Annotated in this window: 11 protein-coding genes and 1 pseudogene; 3 read left to right on the forward strand and 9 right to left on the reverse strand. The window is 41.7% G+C overall.

Features of this window, described 5'->3' with window-relative positions; genetic code table 11:
• Positions 1 to 12 precede the first annotated feature (12 nt).
• The gene (locus tag QNH15_RS21865) at positions 13 to 1,359 is read right to left on the reverse strand and encodes a flippase (protein WP_129479775.1); all 1,347 of its coding nucleotides are present in this window, start codon (positions 1,357 to 1,359) and stop codon (positions 13 to 15) included.
• The gene (locus QNH15_RS21870; protein ID WP_283890539.1) at positions 1,343 to 2,620 is read right to left on the reverse strand and encodes a glycosyltransferase; all 1,278 of its coding nucleotides are present in this window, start codon (positions 2,618 to 2,620) and stop codon (positions 1,343 to 1,345) included. The genes QNH15_RS21865 and QNH15_RS21870 overlap by 17 nt, the downstream gene beginning before the upstream one ends.
• Positions 2,621 to 3,045: 425 nt before the next feature.
• On the opposite strand from QNH15_RS21870, the gene QNH15_RS21875 reads away from it, so the two are divergent.
• Both QNH15_RS21875 and QNH15_RS21880 read left to right on the forward strand, forming a co-directional pair.
• Positions 3,046 to 4,053 carry an LCP family protein gene (locus QNH15_RS21875; protein ID WP_283890541.1) on the forward strand — a complete coding sequence of 336 codons (1,008 nt, stop codon included), beginning with the start codon at positions 3,046 to 3,048 and terminating at the stop codon, positions 4,051 to 4,053.
• Between the two features lie 236 nt (positions 4,054 to 4,289).
• Positions 4,290 to 5,660 carry a polysaccharide pyruvyl transferase family protein gene (locus tag QNH15_RS21880; RefSeq protein ID WP_283895705.1) on the forward strand — a complete coding sequence of 457 codons (1,371 nt, stop codon included), beginning with the start codon at positions 4,290 to 4,292 and terminating at the stop codon, positions 5,658 to 5,660.
• A gap of 59 nt (positions 5,661 to 5,719) precedes the next feature.
• Here QNH15_RS21880 and QNH15_RS21885 read toward each other — a convergent pair.
• From QNH15_RS21885 to tagD, 7 genes and pseudogenes are all read right to left on the reverse strand, one after another.
• Positions 5,720 to 6,879, reverse strand: a protein-coding gene (locus tag QNH15_RS21885; protein ID WP_283895707.1) for an IS3 family transposase whose coding sequence is annotated in 2 segments (ribosomal slippage) — positions 5,720 to 6,600 and positions 6,600 to 6,879 — 1,161 coding nt in all. Because the reading frame shifts where the segments join, the coding sequence is not laid out codon by codon here.
• A gap of 117 nt (positions 6,880 to 6,996) precedes the next feature.
• Complete coding sequence (locus QNH15_RS21890) at positions 6,997 to 10,347, reverse strand: CDP-glycerol glycerophosphotransferase family protein (protein WP_283890543.1); 3,351 nt, start codon at positions 10,345 to 10,347, stop codon at positions 6,997 to 6,999.
• Between the two features lie 171 nt (positions 10,348 to 10,518).
• Positions 10,519 to 11,310, reverse strand: a pseudogene (gene tagH, locus QNH15_RS21895) (teichoic acids export ABC transporter ATP-binding subunit TagH); the annotation flags it as partial.
• A gap of 19 nt (positions 11,311 to 11,329) precedes the next feature.
• Entirely contained in the window at positions 11,330 to 12,154 is an 825-nt protein-coding gene (locus tag QNH15_RS21900; protein WP_283890547.1) for an ABC transporter permease, read from the reverse strand.
• Positions 12,155 to 12,184: 30 nt separating this feature from the next.
• Positions 12,185 to 14,335: a CDP-glycerol glycerophosphotransferase family protein gene (locus tag QNH15_RS21905; RefSeq protein ID WP_283890548.1), complete on the reverse strand. Its 2,151-nt coding sequence runs from the start codon at positions 14,333 to 14,335 to the stop codon at positions 12,185 to 12,187.
• A gap of 145 nt (positions 14,336 to 14,480) precedes the next feature.
• Positions 14,481 to 15,680, reverse strand: coding sequence for a CDP-glycerol glycerophosphotransferase family protein (locus tag QNH15_RS21910; RefSeq protein ID WP_283890549.1), 1,200 nt, complete (start codon positions 15,678 to 15,680; stop codon positions 14,481 to 14,483).
• Positions 15,673 to 16,071 carry a glycerol-3-phosphate cytidylyltransferase gene (tagD, locus tag QNH15_RS21915; RefSeq protein WP_061971829.1) on the reverse strand — a complete coding sequence of 133 codons (399 nt, stop codon included), beginning with the start codon at positions 16,069 to 16,071 and terminating at the stop codon, positions 15,673 to 15,675. Before tagD ends, QNH15_RS21910 begins: the two co-directional genes overlap by 8 nt.
• A gap of 401 nt (positions 16,072 to 16,472) precedes the next feature.
• Here tagD and QNH15_RS21920 point away from each other — a divergent pair, with 401 nt between their 5' ends.
• The gene (locus QNH15_RS21920) at positions 16,473 to 17,231 is read left to right on the forward strand and encodes a WecB/TagA/CpsF family glycosyltransferase (RefSeq protein WP_283890551.1); all 759 of its coding nucleotides are present in this window, start codon (positions 16,473 to 16,475) and stop codon (positions 17,229 to 17,231) included.
• The last annotated feature ends 69 nt before the right edge of the window (positions 17,232 to 17,300 follow it).

A 17,300-nucleotide genomic window follows, 5' to 3' on the forward strand; every position in this document is an offset into this window, starting at 1 on the left:
CTGTTCCCCCCGCTAATATCTGAGTTTTAGTTTGCGAATGACATTCTTATAGAGCCGCAGATCGCTTTTCTTTACGAGCAAAAAGCGGTGATATGGTTCGTTCGTGACTTTCTTGTAGAGAAAAATCTTGACCACAAAACTGACAAAATAGGTAATGGTCGCCGAAAGCGCTGCACCGTTAAGACCATACTTCGGTATAAGGACAACGTTCAGCAGCAAATTAAACAGCACATTAAAAATGGACAGATACATGTTTAACTCCGGCTTTCCTCTACCCGCGATGTCGTTGGACAATATCTTTTCAACCGAAAGCAGCGCTACACCCGGCAAGATGATCCGCAGCAAATTTGCACTATTTTCATATTGCTCGCCAAACAATGTGACGATCAGATCCTTTGCGATGAGTGTACCGGCCAATGCAATCACAAACGTAATCGCTAAAATATTCCGTGACACCAGCGAGGTCAGATGGTTCCGTTCTTCTTCGGTTTCGATGGCGGCAATTTTAGGGTAAAGAACATTTGACACCGATGCTGCAAAAATAGCAAGTCTTTCCCCGATATTCATCGCGGTGACATAAATCCCCACTGCCGAATCCACCATGAAGAAACCGATAAGAAAGATAACAATGCGGTAGTTCAGAAAACTCGCAAAGTTACTGATATGCGCCTTCAATCCATATTTAACGGATTTTCGGAAGTACTCCCATGAGAATCCCCGAATATCAAAGCGCAATTTATGCCTTTTTTTCAGCTGATAGACCATATAAACAACGTTAATCAAGTTCCCTGCAATAAACGCCAGGATTGCTCCTTCCAGACCAAGTCTGAAGATCAGCACAAATACAGCAACAAAGGCCAATATGCCAAGCTGGTTCACCACCATCGCGGTATTGAACAGCTTAAAATCCTGCAATCCCTGAAAGACCGTCTGAAAATATTCACGCAAAAACATGAATGGCAGGGCAAGCAGGCACAAGTACAAGAGAACATGCGGTGTCTCATTAAAGAACTTTTCGGAAAAAAAGAAGATGACGACCGCTCCAAGCCCTATGCTGACAAGGCTCAGCAATGTGCCGATGATAATATTGTTGTTATAGACAGTATTGAGCTTAACCTCCCCTTTACTGATGTAATAAATGGTGGAGGTGTTGATGCCCAAGGTCAAAAAGGTGAGCAATACCGTAGGAAGAAGGGTGATCAGCGAGTATTTCCCCTGCCCCGCAGGTCCCAGAATCCGGGCAAGCACTACCAGCAGGAGAATGCCGATTACGATATTGGTCACCTGTCTGGAAAACGTTAAGAAACTGTTTCTGACAAAGCTTCGGTTGTCGTCGCTCATATCAAGAACCGCTCCCATTCTTTACACTCATTAAAAAGCTGTGGTAATTCTTTTGAGCATTGTATTCCTGTTCCCATTTACCATATGCATGCTCACGATAGGTTTGTTTTTGCTCAACGGGCAAAGCTGCAAATTTCTCGATATAACCCGCAAGTTCCTCTGCAGAGACATCAGATGGAATCAAGAAGCCGTTGCTCTCATCGACCAGCTCCCTCACTCCGCCAACATCCGTCGCAATGACAGGTATTCCTGTACTGAATGCTTCCATAATGGTCACCGGTATTCCTTCACTCGCACTCACATTAACAAAAAGGTCCACCGGGCTGGTTCGGTAAAATTCAAAGATTTGCTGCTGGGTCCAGTGCCCCTTGAAATCAATGGCAATCCGGCCATCCAGCTCTTCCCTTGCTTTTCTTTCCAGCTTTTCACGATCCTCCCCATCCCCTATATGGGTCCAATAGATCGGAATGGTTGTCTGCTTTAAAGCATCTGCAAGCAGGTCCAGTCGTTTCACAGGCTTCACATACGAACAGGTTACAATCCGCAAGATCCCATCGGTGGATGGAGAAGACGTAAATCCTGGTTTTTCTGTACCCAAACGGTGAACAAGAAGATTAGCCCCTGCACCTGAATACTTGCCTTCCAAAAATCGTTTCCCATCCTCGGAAATCATGCTCACGGAATTTAACGCGTTAATCACTCTTTCCTGAAATGGAAGATAAGGAGGTGAATGCCTGTAATCATATACATCCCCGCCGTGAGCCCGTGAGACGGCGAGAAGTTCCGGATAGGTTTCCTTCAGCATGGCCAGCGCCACTGCTGCCGGCGTCAGCCAGTAGGAATAAAACACGGCATCATTTATGGCAAAGCCGGGATCATCGAGCCATTTTTTCTTTATTTCGTCACGGATCCTGAGGGCATGGCTGAGCCAATTGGCCAGCTGCATCAATCCTTTGCTTCCAAAAGCCCTGGCCTTCGGTAGCTCCGCTGAAAGCCAGCGGCGTCCCTGGGGGTCGGCGGTTACACTGTAAAAGGTATGAATATACTTTTTTGTGCCTCCCGGTCTTCCCGGTATGGAATGCAGCTGAATAGGATCAGGTACCATACGCTTTTCACCACTGCCATTGACTGAAGCAATATCTATTTTTTCAAATAGGTTCACCATATACTTCATTTCAGTTTCCAAGAACTGCTCCCCGGGCAGATAGGGATAACGGTTGGTTATAAGAATCATGTGCTTTCTTGCTGTTTCCTTCACGTTTTGCAATGTGTTCACCATCCTTGGTATCCTTGCTGCTCTTTTCATTCTTTCCAAAACTGGCCCGTATAAGGCCGTTCTCTTAATCTTTCGAAGGCCATTTCCTTTTCTGAAACCTTAACTTTCCATAAGGAGGCCTGAGTTCTTATGATAGGGGTTGATTGTTAACACAACTTAAATTTATTATGAAACTTTTGTAAAATAATGCGGTATAAGGCTTTACAGCACGTGTATTCTTCATTAAAATGTAATATTCTTTATAATTTTTTTATTGAATTTACACAACTTTAAAGGTATCTTTATTGTATGCTTCCATAAATTTACGTTCCTTATGTCGAGGGTATTCGACAAGGGACGGGAAGGTACTCTGTTGTTCCAGCAGTAAAAACGAACCAAAATATTAACTCATATAGATAAAAGAAGAGACAAAAAGGAGAATATAATAGATGGACCGTCAACAAATGCGGAAAAAGAAGCAGAAAAAAAGACGCATTAAATTTATCGTCTTTCCACTGATTCTTATTCTTTTAGGAACAGTCGGTTTCGGATCTTATTTAACCTATAAATTAGCGAATGCTTCATCAAAAGCGCAAGAGACGCTTTCACGGGGAGAAAAATCGAATCTTCGTCTCAATGCCATTGATCCAGGCAAGGATAACTTTTCTGTTCTGATTGCAGGTATTGATGACAGTAAACACCGGAAGGGTAAAAAGGGATTTGAAGGCAACCGTACAGATGCCCTGATCTTAGCCACCTTCAATCGGGAACGGAAATCAGTAAAAATGGTCAGCATCCCGCGTGACTCTTACGTTCAGATACCTGGCCGGATCAACAAGGATAAAATCACACATGCCCATGCCTATGGCGGCATCGACCTGACTGTTGATACTGTGGAACACTTGTTTAACCTTCCAGTAGACTACTATGTACGTGTTAACTTCGATGCTTTCTTGCAAATTGTAGACACGCTTGGCGGCGTGGATGTGGATGTGAAAAAGAAAATTGTCGAGCAGGATAGCCAGGACCGGCCGAAAGCCATTACCATTGAACCCGGCAAGCAACGCTTAAATCCTGAAGAAGCGCTTGCTTATGCCCGTACCCGGCATGCAGACTCTGACATCATGCGGGGCGACAGGCAAAAACAAATCGTGGAAGCCATCATTAAAGAATCCACACAAATTAAGTCCATTCCAAAGTATGGTCAGCTGATTGAAAACGTCGGAGACAACATGTCCACCAACTTTACGCTGGGTAACATGATTGCACTCCTTAAATACGCAAAATCAATAAACAATATTGAATCGTTGAGCCTGAAAGGCAGCGATGCAAGGATCAATAATATCTATTATTATTCCTTAGACGAGCAATCAGTACTCGATGTTTCAAACAAATTGAAAGAACATCTGGACTACTCAGGAACAGGAACAACAGATACAAACAGCACTACAAATTAAAACGTTCTAGGAAAGCTGGCCAATCATGGCCAGCTTTTTTTCTTCTTCCCCTTGCTTCCTCCTAAAGAAATTAATGGATGAATACCCCTAATTTACAAACTAGGAATCAATTGACATTTTCCGGTACGTAAATTAAGCTTTTAAGATGGTTAGAGAACGGGTATAAGTAAAGGTTGATATAAATTTATTCTAAAATAACGATAGAAAACAGGGGGATTTAGAAATTGAGTAAAAATATGATTATTCGCGCTGGCATGGCGCCGTTTGACGATTACGATCCAACGCAGATTATTGTCAACAATTCAATCGGCGGAAATGTAGGAAACCTGGTGTACCAATACAGTGTGTTCCGTACCCTCATGACAGAAGGGGCTACAATTACAGCAGACCGTTATGATTTTGATCCTAAATATGCAGATGAGATTAACGAAAAATACGATGCTTACATTATTCCTTTAGCAGATGCGTTCCGTGAAAGTTTCGTACCATCGCTGCGCAAATATACGAAGCTGATTAAAAAACTGAAAATCCCGGTTATCGTAATTGGGGTTGGCCTTCGCGCGCCGTTTGAACCAAAACTCAATGAAGGATTCTCTTTTGATGAAGATGTAAAAGCATTTGTCAGTGCGGTGCTGGAAAAATCCTCAATGATCGGCCTGCGCGGTCAAATTACTTCTGACTATCTTTCAAGACTCGGTTTCCGTGAAGGAGTCGATCACACAGTTATTGGCTGCCCTTCCATGTATGCGTATGGAAGAGAGCTGAAAATACGCAAAACAAATATTACACCGGATTCCATGGTCAGCGTCAATTCTTCACGCCTTTCACCTAAGAATGTGCTCGATTTTATTGACAGAAGCATGAACCAATTTCCAAATCATTACTTTATTCCGCAATGGATGAAAGAAATGGTGATGACCTATGTAGGCGCCCCTTCTGTATCCAACGCAAAGGACAGCTATCCGAACCGCATGTCCCACCCATTATATATGGAAGACCGTGTGCGTTATCCGTTAAATGCGACCGGCTGGTTCGATTTCCTAAAACAGGCGGACTTAAGCTTTGGGGCCCGGCTGCATGGAAATATTGCTGCTGTTCTGGCAGGTACACCGAGCATCCTCATTCCAAAAGATGCCCGCATGAGAGAGTTGGCAGAGTACCACAACCTTACTCATATTATGGCCAATGAAATCACCGATCAAACGAATATTATGGATTTGGTCGAAACACTTGATTTCCAATCCGTGACCAAAAATCAGGGCAAGAACTTCGATCATTATATCGATTTCCTGAACAAAAACAATCTTGATCATATTTATAAAGAAACCCTCACTCCTGCTTCTGTGCCGCTCGATAACAAGCTGGATCAAATCAAGCTTCGTCCTCCTATTGGCACCATTATCGGCTGCACAAAAGAGGAAATGGTTCAGCGGTGGGAAAGCTATTACCCTAAAGTAAATGCCAAAGAAGAAGCCAAAGCTGAGCAAACCAAGAAAAAACTAAATGCCAAAATTAGTGAAAAAGATAAAATCATTAAAAAGCAACGCGGAACACTAAATCGCAAAAGTGTAAAACTGGCCTTAAAAGTCGCCGATATCGTAAAATAACAAAAACGCCCCTAAAGCCCATTTGAACTGACCTAGCTAATTGGGACAGAAAAAAACACCTAGGCTGCCATGCTCCTGAATTCTACTGGAGTATGGCAGTTTAATTTTGTAAATGGTCGATTGTAATTATAATAATACATGTAATCTTGTACTTTTTCTTGTATAATGGAACATGTAAGACGCGGTCTTAGCGGGCTGCTGAATTCTTCCGACTTTAGCGAGGAATGGAAGGATTCGATGACGGCATTATCCAAGCAATTGCCTTTCCGGGACATGCTTGTGATGATGCCTTTTTCTTTTGCCTTTTCCTGAAAAGCATAGGAAGTATATTGAGCTCCCTGGTCACTATGCAAGATCACCTCGTAGGTTTCTCGTCCTCTGCAGGCGTCTTCCAGGGTTTGAGTGACGAGCGAGGTATCTTGTTTATCACTGATTCGATAGGCCAGGATTTCGTTGTTGTACAAGTCCATGATGGTCGATAAATATAACATCTTTTCTCCATAAGGCAAATACGTGATATCCGTGACCCATTTCTGATTGGGCTTCTCTGCTGAAAAGTTTCGCTCCAGAAGATTGGCGACGATACATTTGCTTTCTCCTGCCGTAAAGGAGGTTCTCTTTGGTTTTACCCGGCATTGAATGTTGTATTTCTGCATGATCTTCTGCACCGTATTTCGATGAGCTTTCATCTGATGGTCTTTGTAGAGAAGGTCTCGCACCATTCGGTGCCCAATCCGGTATTTAAATGCTTTACACAGGGCCAGAATCTGTTGTTCCAATGGAGTGAGATCCCACGACTTGTTTTTCCACCGATAGTACGTGGACCTTGGAACCTTTAATCCTTCGCAAATCATGGCAATGGTGTACTTCTCTTTAAATAGATCCACTAATTCGACGAATACTTCTGGAACCACTTCCTTTCGATCTCCTGATACTTTCCCACTAATTCTTCTCTCATCTCATAAATGGCTAATTTTCGTTTAAGTTGTTCAAGCTCACTTATCTCTTCCGGTCCTTTCCCAAAGGTATATTGTTTTCCAATCGGTTGGGCTAACCGTTGTTCCTCCCCATCTCGAAACCACTTCATCCACGTTTTAATTTGCGTACGATTCTTAATCCCAAATTGATTCATCAGTTCCTGGTTGGAATACTCTCCTGTTAATTTTAGACGAATCACTTCTCTTTTTAGCTCTTCAGAATAGATCTTCTTTTTTCTCACCATGAGAAAAACACCTCCACTTTGTCGATATTTGTATATACGACCATGGGGGTGTTTTTTCCTTTGTCTCATTTAATTAGGTCACTCTACATTTGCTTTAGGGGCGTTTTTTTTACTTTAAGCAAAGAAACGGTCGACGACCCGTCCCGCTGCGCCACCGTCTTCGAGGCTGCAGTATTTCTCATGAAAAGCCGTATATCGCTCACTGTAGTCATGCTTAACACGCTCAATATTTTTAATGGCCTGCGTCATTTCGTCTGAGGTTCTCAGCAGCGGCCCGGGTGCTTCTTTTTCAAAATCCATGTAGAAGCCCCGCAATTGATCACGGTACATCTCAAAATCATACGTAAAGAAGAGAATCGGCCGCTTCATATTCGCGAAGTCAAACATGACCGAAGAATAGTCGGTGATCAATACGTCTGTCACCAGATACAGATCTTGGATATCCGGATAGCTTGAAACATTGTATACGAAGCTTTTGTATTCTTCAGGAATGGACACCTTGTTGCTGACAACCACATGCATACGAAGCAGAAGCACATAGTCATCTCCCAGTACCCGCTGCATTTGCTCAAAATCGAATTGCAGTTCAAAGGTGAACTTGTTGTTTTTCGACGTTTGATTGTCCCGGAAGGTCGGTGCATACAGAATCACCTTTTTATCCTCCGGGATGCTCAACTGCTGGCGAATGCTGTCTGTCAGTTGGCTTCGGTCCTCCCTGTAAAAAATGTCGTTACGGGGATAGCCGATCTCGAGCATCTCGCCTTTATAGCGAAATGCACTTCTGAATGCCTGACTGGCATAAGGACTCGGAGAAATAAGATAGTCCCACGTCTTGGTTGCTTTATGCACTCTCTCGACATATCCTTCGTCCCGTCCCTCCACCTGCTCAATATCAAAGAGCATCTTCTTAAGTGGTGTTCCGTGCCAGGTTTGGATATAGGTCGTTTGTTTCCGTTTCCCAAGATAGGTCGGGAAGTTCTGATTGTTTACCCAGTACCGTGCTTTTGCAAGATAATAATAATAGCTGGGACTAAGTCGTTTAACGACTTTCGTATCCGGGTCCATGAACGCACCCTTTTTGTTGTAGATCCAAACCTTTTTATAGTTCAGCCCGCGTCTGAGGATTTCCTCATAAATGGCGCGAGGGCTGTCGGCATACTGCTTACCCACACCGCTCTCGAAAACAATCAGGTTTTCATCAACCGGAAGGATACGCTGTGCCACTTTATAAAAGACACGCATGGATGGAAAATAGTATTTGCTTTTACGATACCGCCGCAAAAACGCCTGAATGAGTTCATCATCCTGAACAGAACGGATCCGATGCTTTTTCGCAGGAAATTCTGACACTGCCTCATAAATCCGGTCATTATGATGCCGGTCCCTGTATTTTAAAAATTTATAGGATCGTCTGATGTATTGTTCTTCTGCAGCAAAGTGATTTTTTGCGTATTTTTTCACCTCTGTAAGAATCTCCTCTGCATCAAGTACGATTCTTCCCGGCAAATCATTTTCCAGATCAAGGTGAGACGGACGTTTTCCAATAAAACGGTTTTGGTCAAACTGATAATAGAGAATCGGTTTATGAAGGAAGCTGAAATCGAATCCGACCGATGAATAATCGGTAATCATCATGGCGCTTTCCTTCAGCAGCAGCTGAACATCCACTTCTCCCTGGCTGATGATTCGTACAGGAGAATCGGCAAAAAAGGATGTAAACTTCTGCATGTTCGGATGCAGGCAAAATACGATTTCAAAATTCAGCGAATCCGCTAATTCATGCAGCTGCGGGTGATTGATCAGCTCCCGGTAGCGATCAAAATATTCACTTTCGATGAACACTTCATCGGTAATAATCCAGTCCCGCCAGGTTGGAATAATCAGCAGCTGCCGCTTTTTCTTAACATCCTCTGCGAGCAGACTGTCAAACCTTGAAAGCCCGGTAATGGCTACTTCGTCAGGGTCGTAGCCAAAATCATGAACAATCATGTTTTTTTCAAAGTCGGAGCTGACCAAAAATAAGTCTGTATCAAAGCCTGGCGCCCGTTTCCCATAGTTGGCCACCATATTTTTGGTTCCCATTACTCCATGCTGCAAAAAGATTTTTGTGGCTTTTATCGCTTTTTTATACTGTTTGGTCCGTAGCGGATACAAATAATCCGGGTGATGAGAACCGATCACTTTTTGTGCCATAAAGGTATGAAAAATGTGCTCTCTAGATTTAAAGTAAAGGATATTGCCCAATGCTTCTACATTTCTTAATTCCGGGGAATCTTTCTCAATCACATAATATACATTCTGATCGGGATGCTTCCTTCGTACATAATTAAAGAAATGGTATCCGGTGTCCTGTGCCTTATACGGGCGTTCTCCCACCAGCCAAATGTTCCGTTTTTTATAGAAAGGCCGTAGAAGCCATGCCCATCGCTTGATTCTTCTTAAATACCTGTAGGTGCTTTCCTCGAATTCATCTACTTGAAGGGAAAGGTTAAAGCCTTTAAAAGTAAAGTAAGGCGCAAGGGCATACGTTGTTTCTCCTGCCCTGGCATAGCCATCCCGCAAAAAATACTTCACCCGAAATCTCGGCCGTCCAATTCTGACCAGAACTGGTGGATGTGGAAATCCAAAGCTCAGTTCAAAGAAGAAATCATAAATATCCTGGCTGTACATCGGGTCGTTAAACAACGGCTCGAAATCCACATTCACTCCATATTTGTAGCGGTGCATTCCAAATTTCAACAGCGTTTCTTCATGCATCTTTTCTACTTCAGCGGGAAACCGTTTTTCCACGTTCGTATCACGGCCCTTTAGTAGCAATTGAATGTTCTTGATGCCGGCATCCCTTGTAAAAAGTTTTCCATTAAAGGAAAGCTTGTCTTTTCGAAAGTACATCTCATCAATCTGTACTTTCGGCTTTATGTTCACCATTCCCCGGAATACAAACGATACATTTCCTTTTTTCGTAACATAAAGGTATGAACTTAAACCTTCTTCAGTTTGGTAAGGAACAAATTCCTTATAGTCCATTTCAGCAAAGCGGCCGAGGCGGATTGGATAGCAAATATCCTGTCCGCCATCTGCTCGGGGATAAAACACCGCCTGGTCCTGCTTCCCTTCCAGTAAGTCTTCCGTTACCTCTTCAGCAGGGCGCTGTATTCCAAGGAACAGATCAAAGTTTGTTCGTTCTTCACCAGGAAAAAGGGATTCAATGTCACTCACCCGGACTTCAAACGAAAAACGGGGGGATGGTTCTATTTCAGCTACCTTGATCAGCTCACCGGTATTCCGGGATAAAAACAGAAGCTCCCTGACCCGGACATGGGAATCTAAATATCCTTCAATGGCCACCTTCTCCCCGGTTTGCATGATCATCAAACATTGCTTAAATGTCTTTCTTTTGCGAACCTTTTTTCCCGGCCGCAGCATATGTATGATTCGATTTAAAATGCCGGTTCGATTTTTCATTTTTCATTCTCCCTCATATCATATCTCAATGAACCACAAGTGTAAGCGTATACATGAAGTATATTAGAAAAGGGTGCCTGACGTTTTATGAACGCAGCACCCATTCTCTTCAACAAGGGCTAATCTGGGGCTTTACTTTGCAGATGAGGTTTGCAACTTTTTTTCATTCTTTTGGCCGCTCTGTTTGAGCTGCACTTGTTGTTTGAAGCGTTTCTTTTCTTCCTTCGACATGGCTTTGTATTCCTTTAGAAATTCCTGATACTTCGGAAGAATCTCTTTCATCGGCCCATAAGCACGAACTTCACCGTATTCCAGCCAAAGGATTTTTTCACAGAACTTTTTCACCTGGCCCATGGAATGGCTAATAAAGAAAATAGTCTTGCCACGCTCTTTGAATTCGTTCATTTTATCCAAACATTTATCAGCGAAGGTTTGGTCTCCTACAGACAATGCTTCGTCAATAACGAGGATATCAGGATCCACCGTTACCGAAATGGCAAATCCAAGACGCGACTTCATTCCGCTTGAATATTTCTTAACGGGCTGATCAATGAACTTTCCAATCTCGGCAAACTCGATGATTTCCGGTTCAAGCCGTTTGATCTCCTGCTTGCTGAAGCCAAGCATCAAACATTTCAGCTCAATGTTTTCCCGGCCTGTCAGCTCGTTGTTCAACCCTGAGGCGATCGCAATCAGGGAAACTTCACCATTTAATTCAATCGTCCCGGATGTTGGCGGAATGATGCCGGATATGAGGTTGGACAAGGTTGACTTTCCTGATCCGTTCACACCGACAATCCCGATAACATCGCCCTTGTTGGCTTCAAAGCTGAGGTTTTGAATCGCATAAAAATCCTCGCCGTAGCCATTCGGCAAAATAATATCAAGCAGCTTTTCGGCCGGCTTTTTATACATTTTATATTTTTTTGTGACATCGCGTACTATAACGGTTTTGTTACTCATGTCCATCTCTCCTGTATTCTTACAAGTAATCCACGAATCGGTTTCTTAATTTCACATGGAGTGCGGAACCTATTATGAATAGAACCAGAACAAAGCCCCAGAAATACAGCGTGTGTTCCCAATGTTCAAAAAACCATGCCCTGCTTAACAGCGCGTCGCGGTATCCTTCAACAATATAAGTAAAAGGGTTCCCTTTTATAATCAGTTTAATGAATTCAGGCAGTTTATCACCTTTCGGAACCCATAAAATTGGCGTAATGTAAAACAGCATCCGCATGATCGATTGCACAAACATCTGTACGTCACGCACAATCGTTGAAAGGGTTGACGTGATCAGGGACAGGGAAAATACAAGCGCTATGGCAGCGATCATATAATAGGGAAGCTGCAGGTAATACAGCGAGATCTTCCCGTGATCCGTGAACTGAAAAATAACCCCGATCACTATGAGCAGCATCACATTCGGATAGAAGATGGAAAAGATCACATAGCTCGGAATGACGCTCAACGGAAAATTCATCTTGGCGATAATTTTTATTCTTGTATAAATCGATTTGGAGCCGTTTAAAATGGCCGGACTGATAAAGAACCACACGATAATCCCGGCTACAAGCCATTGCAGGAAGGGAACTTCCTGACCGGCAGTTCCTACACTTCTTCCTTGCCGGATTCCCATTCCAAACACCATCCAGTAAACTGCAACCTGGATAGCGGGATTAATGACCTCCCAAAGCATTCCCAAATAGTTGTTGTTATTCTTTATTTTAAGCTCATACATCGATAAACGAATCATGAGGTAAAAGCTGTTAATTTGTTCTTTTAGTACTTTAAAAGCTGAAATCATGTTTAGTAATCCTCTCCCAAAGAGATTGGTTTAGAATACTTTTTGAACGGCTTTGTGAGAAGATTGTCCACTTTCCAAATAGCAAAATCGTTCATAAAAGTCATCAAAGATCTCTGATTGAATCTCAAATCCATCAGACTCAATTTTCTCTATGGCTGAAATAACTTCATCTGTTGTCTTCACTAAAGGTCCTGGTGCGTACGTTTCAAAATCAAAATAGAAGCCCCTTAATTTATCACGATAAGAATCAATATCATATACAAAGAAAAGCATCGGACGCTTAAGGTTTGCATAATCAAAAAACACAGAAGAATAGTCAGTTATCATGATATCTGATACGAGATACAACTCATTTATGTCTCCATGGTAAGAGAAATCAAAAACAAACCCTTCATATGGCGACAAATCAAAGTTCTCCGCCACCAGATAATGCATCCTTAACACTATAACATAATCTTCCCCAAATTTATCCTTTAGCTGCAAGAGATCAAGCTCGAGGTCGAATTTATAGCGCCCTTTACCGTAGAATTGATCATCACGCCATGTAGGTGCATAAAGAATGACTTTTTTATCCTGTGGAAGTTGAAGTTTCTCTTTAAAGTCTTTAATATCATCTGGATTGTTCTTCATGTAGAGTACATCGTTCCTAGGATATCCCACTTCCACCACTTCTTTTTGGAAATTAAACGCACGCCGAAAAATTTCGGTTGAGTAGGCATTTGGGGATAAAAGATAGTCCCATTTGCTTGATTCTTTATGAAAGTTGGCTTTGTATTTTTTTGTATTTGTTCCCGGCATATGGACTTCATCCATGTCAGCTGCCAGACGTTTAAGCGGTGTTCCATGCCAGGTTTGGAAATAAACGGTGTGTTTTGCCTTTGGAATCCATAGCGGCATTCGGCTGTTTGTTACCCAGTAACGTGCGCGCGCCATTTTAAACAGCCATTTGATTGAAAAACGTTTAGCATAAGGAATGTCTGCATTTTCAAACTTGCTGATGCTTCTTCCATCAACACTCCAAACCAGTTCGAGATCAGGACGGTTCTCTTTTAAGTATTCGTAGATCGCACGCGGATTACAACTGTACTGTTTACCAAGAAAACTTTCAAACATTACTAAATTTTTCTTAACCGGCAGATAGCCTGCCATTTTGAAGGCCACCATATATGCTTTTTTCGTCTTTTTATGCTGCTTTACCTTCGTAATTGTACGCCGTACCTTTTTCTTCAGTTCTTGTAAAAGGCTGTACTCAACCACTTTAATAACAAGCGATCTCGTTTTTTTGCGGGTAATGAGGGAGACCTTCTTTTTTCTGTTATTCATATTGATGATAATGGACTTATGAATTCTTCGTTTAAAGGAAAGCAGTTGAAGCGGATATGCCCGATCTTCTTGATCAGAGGCTGCCCCTTCCTCATCCTTCCATTTAAAATATAAACGGAAGGTCGAATTTTCATCCATATTGCAGAATTCTTTCACAGGAAGCAGTGCCTTAAAACCCATCGCCACATAAGGCTGCTGCTCCTGATAGTAGGGATTAAGGTCTTTGCGGGTTAGAGTCACAAAGGGGATCGCAAGTTCTTCAAATCCTTCGGGGCCCCTAATAACTAATGCTTTTTCCAATGCTTCATTTTCATCGGAGAACGGAGAAAAATAAAAGCCCTCTATTGTTACATTTCCTCTCTTATCAAGCTCTGCACTCTCAACTTTGATCAACGTACCGCGGTCATGGACTTTGAAGGAAAGGTTGCCTTTATTCGTCGTATATGGTGTTATAGCCTGTTTGGTCTCAGGGTGCACAACAGCACCGAGTTCCAGAAATGCGTGTTTCGTTCTCATACGGTATTTCTTTTCAATAATTCCATATTCTTCAAACGTTTCTTCCGTTTCTGGTTCTTCTTCGCTATCATTTTCGATTACACTATCATTATCAGTCTCTGTTGAAGTTTCTTCTTCAGCAGCTTCACCTTCATCAAAGTCATCTTCAGAGCTGGCATTTTCATGCTGCTGTTCGTCAGGAGACACCGCCTGTTTTGCATGAATTATCAGATATACATCCCAAACAAGACCTTTTCCGATTTCTAATTGATCTAACTGGGATTCAAAGACATAATACTGTTCATTTGCTTCTAAAACGGTGAACGGGACCTCCCATTCAAGACCCGTGTTACGTTCAACCATTAAAAGATGTCCTTCTAATGGTTCCTGAAAGACTGAACTGTTCTTTAAAAGATATTTTATAATAGCAACATTTTCATTGAATTCGATAGTATGAAGGATGCACTTTCTTTTTTTCGTTGGTGCAAAACCGTCTTGGATCTGTATGTTAACTTCCGCCTGCATTTACGTTTCTCTCTCTTTCTGCATCAAGAATATATTCAGCCAATAACCGGCTCGAGTGTCCGGAGTGATATTGGTTCCACTTAGCCGAAAATTGCTGAACTTTATTCATGTCATAACCCTTTTCTTTAATTACCTCTATCAATTCATAACTGTCAAAAACGATTGGTCCTGGGACCAAATTTTCGTAATTATCCCATAGTCCCCTGGATTTACAATACTCCTCAAGATCATATGGATAAAAAATCATCGGCCGATTTAAAAGTGAAAATTCATATGGAATGGAAGAATAATCACTAATTAAAATATCTGTAATCAATAAAATCTCGTTGACGTCCCATCTGGAGGAATAATCGTAGACAAATCCTGGATAACGTGATTCTATATCCATCTTATGCGCGAGTACAGGGTGGCTTCGTATTAATAAAACATGATCATCGCCTAATTCACGATGCATCAGATCAAGATCAAGCGGCAGTTTAAATTGATTTAAAAGATGATCACGATAGGTGGGTGCATACAAAATCACTTTTTTTCCTTTTAACGCGTTGTTTTCTCGATATAATTTCTCTTTAATGCCGCGTATTTGTTTTTCATCAAAAAAAAGATCGGTTCTAGGTACACCGGTCCGTAAAAAGTTTGAGGATGAAAGTTGGAAGGCCTCCTTAAATATATTAGCCATCGTATCAGATCCAACAACAACTTTGTGAAAGTTTTTGTAAACATTTAAAAATCGCTTACGAGCCTGCCGGCTTCTATAGGTGATGGACTCATCTTTCAATCCGAACGTTTTAATAGCGCCCGCAGCATGCCAAAGTTGAATGCATTCTGCCTCATTCTTAAATTTAATTGCTGAAAGGAAACCAAAATAATTATCCACAAGCACCACTTTGGCAGTGGCCAGGTGATAGGCCGATCTAGCTATACTTATTATTGAATTATCAAATGTAATAAGTTTTGCATCTGATTTATAAGGGTTCAATTTGGGTATTGCATTTTTTTTAGCCAAAAAAACAATAGAGCTATCCGGCTGCATCTTTTTCAATTCTTCATAAAGAAAAACCGAATTGTCTCCAAACGAAACAACAAAGGTCACTTTATCTTTCCTGAGAGGAAAGAGTTTGAAAAAACCAAACTGAAGCTTGAAATAAAATAAATACAGCCAGATAGCGATTTCCTTAACCATTGTTCACCGAAAATAAATCCTTTTTAATCTGGGAAGTAGAGATTCCAATCGTACGCGGCAAGTAGATTACTTCGCAATAATCCTTCAAGAAATCAAATTTCCCTTCCCAATCGTCTCCCATAACAAAGATGTCCACATTGTGATCCACTACGTCTCTTACTTTTTGATCCCAGCTTTTCTCCTCAATCACTTCGTCCACATAGCGAATGGACTCCAAAATCATTTTTCGATTGTCAAAGCTGTGGTATGATTTTTTATTTTTAATTGCGTTAAATTCATCTCCGGAAAGGCCCACAATCAGATAGTCTCCCAAATCTTTTGCCCGTTTCAGCAAATTGATGTGTCCCCAATGAAGCAAGTCAAATGTCCCATAAGTCAATACTTTTCTCATGGCCTTCACACTCCTACTAATTAGAATGAAAAAAATTACCAGTCCGACGATATTCGGCCTATGTTTTAAATCTATGATATAAAGGTAAATTTCACGTAAAGTTTTATCGAGAGCCTCCGCAACAATAAAGCCTTACTTCAAGGACAAAATACAAGGTGTATTTACAAAAAATTAATCATACTTTTACAAAAGCAGCTCATTCATGATATAATAATTCGTAAAAATACTTGCATTTTGGTACCCTTACTCATAATATAATCTTTAAGTTTTTTTTACAAGCTCTTAATGAAGTTTTTACATTTCCTTCTTTTTATGGAAATGGACCTATTTTAATAGGATGATAGTAAGGTAGTTTAAGAGCCTACATACGTACACGTATGAAAAAGTGAGGATCTGATGTTATGAAAAATACAGTAAATATACTAGGAATAAACTTTATAAATACAACCGTAAAACAATTCGTCCACACGCTAGGTACCCACATCGAGAATCGTGAAAAGACATTTGTTGTCACTGCGAACCCCGAAATTGTCATGGATGCCCGCAAAAATGAGACGTTGATGAATATTATTCAGGGAGCAGATTATGTGACAGCCGATGGCATTGGAATTGTAAAATCGGCAGGTCTTCTCGGAGTTCCCCTTCCTGAACGGGTACCGGGATTTGATGTCACCATGAGACTGTTGAAGCTTGCGAATAAAAAGGGGCTCAGCGTCTACTTGCTTGGCGGCAAGGACCGCGTGGTGGAAAAGGCAGCCGACCGAATTAAAAGCGACTTTCCAAATGTGAAGATTGCCGGCTATCATCATGGTTATTTCGACTTGGCTGATGATCAGATCATGAAGACGGTGGAAAGCACAAAGCCCGATATTATACTTGTGGCATTGGGTGCTCCCCGCCAGGAACAATGGATTTCAAAGAGCATGCCATCGTTTGACCATGGGATCTTTATCGGTGTCGGCGGCACCTTTGATGTTATTGCCGGTGAGGCAAAACGGGCACCGGAAATCTGGCAGAAGATGAACCTGGAATGGTTTTACCGCCTGGTTAGACAGCCTTCCCGCTGGAAACGCCAAATGGCGCTGCCGCAATTTGCGTTTAAAATTCTACAGCAAAAGCTTCAGAAAAATATTACACCAGCTGATAAGCCCTTCATGTAGGGGGCTTATTTTTTTGTTGTCCGATCTTAACAGCATTTACAAATTTTGTAGTTTTTATACGTATATTTT

The sequence above is a fragment of the Fictibacillus enclensis genome (assembly GCF_030123385.1).
In the GTDB taxonomy this organism is placed as follows: Bacteria; Bacillota; Bacilli; order Bacillales; family Fictibacillaceae; genus Fictibacillus_C; species Fictibacillus_C enclensis.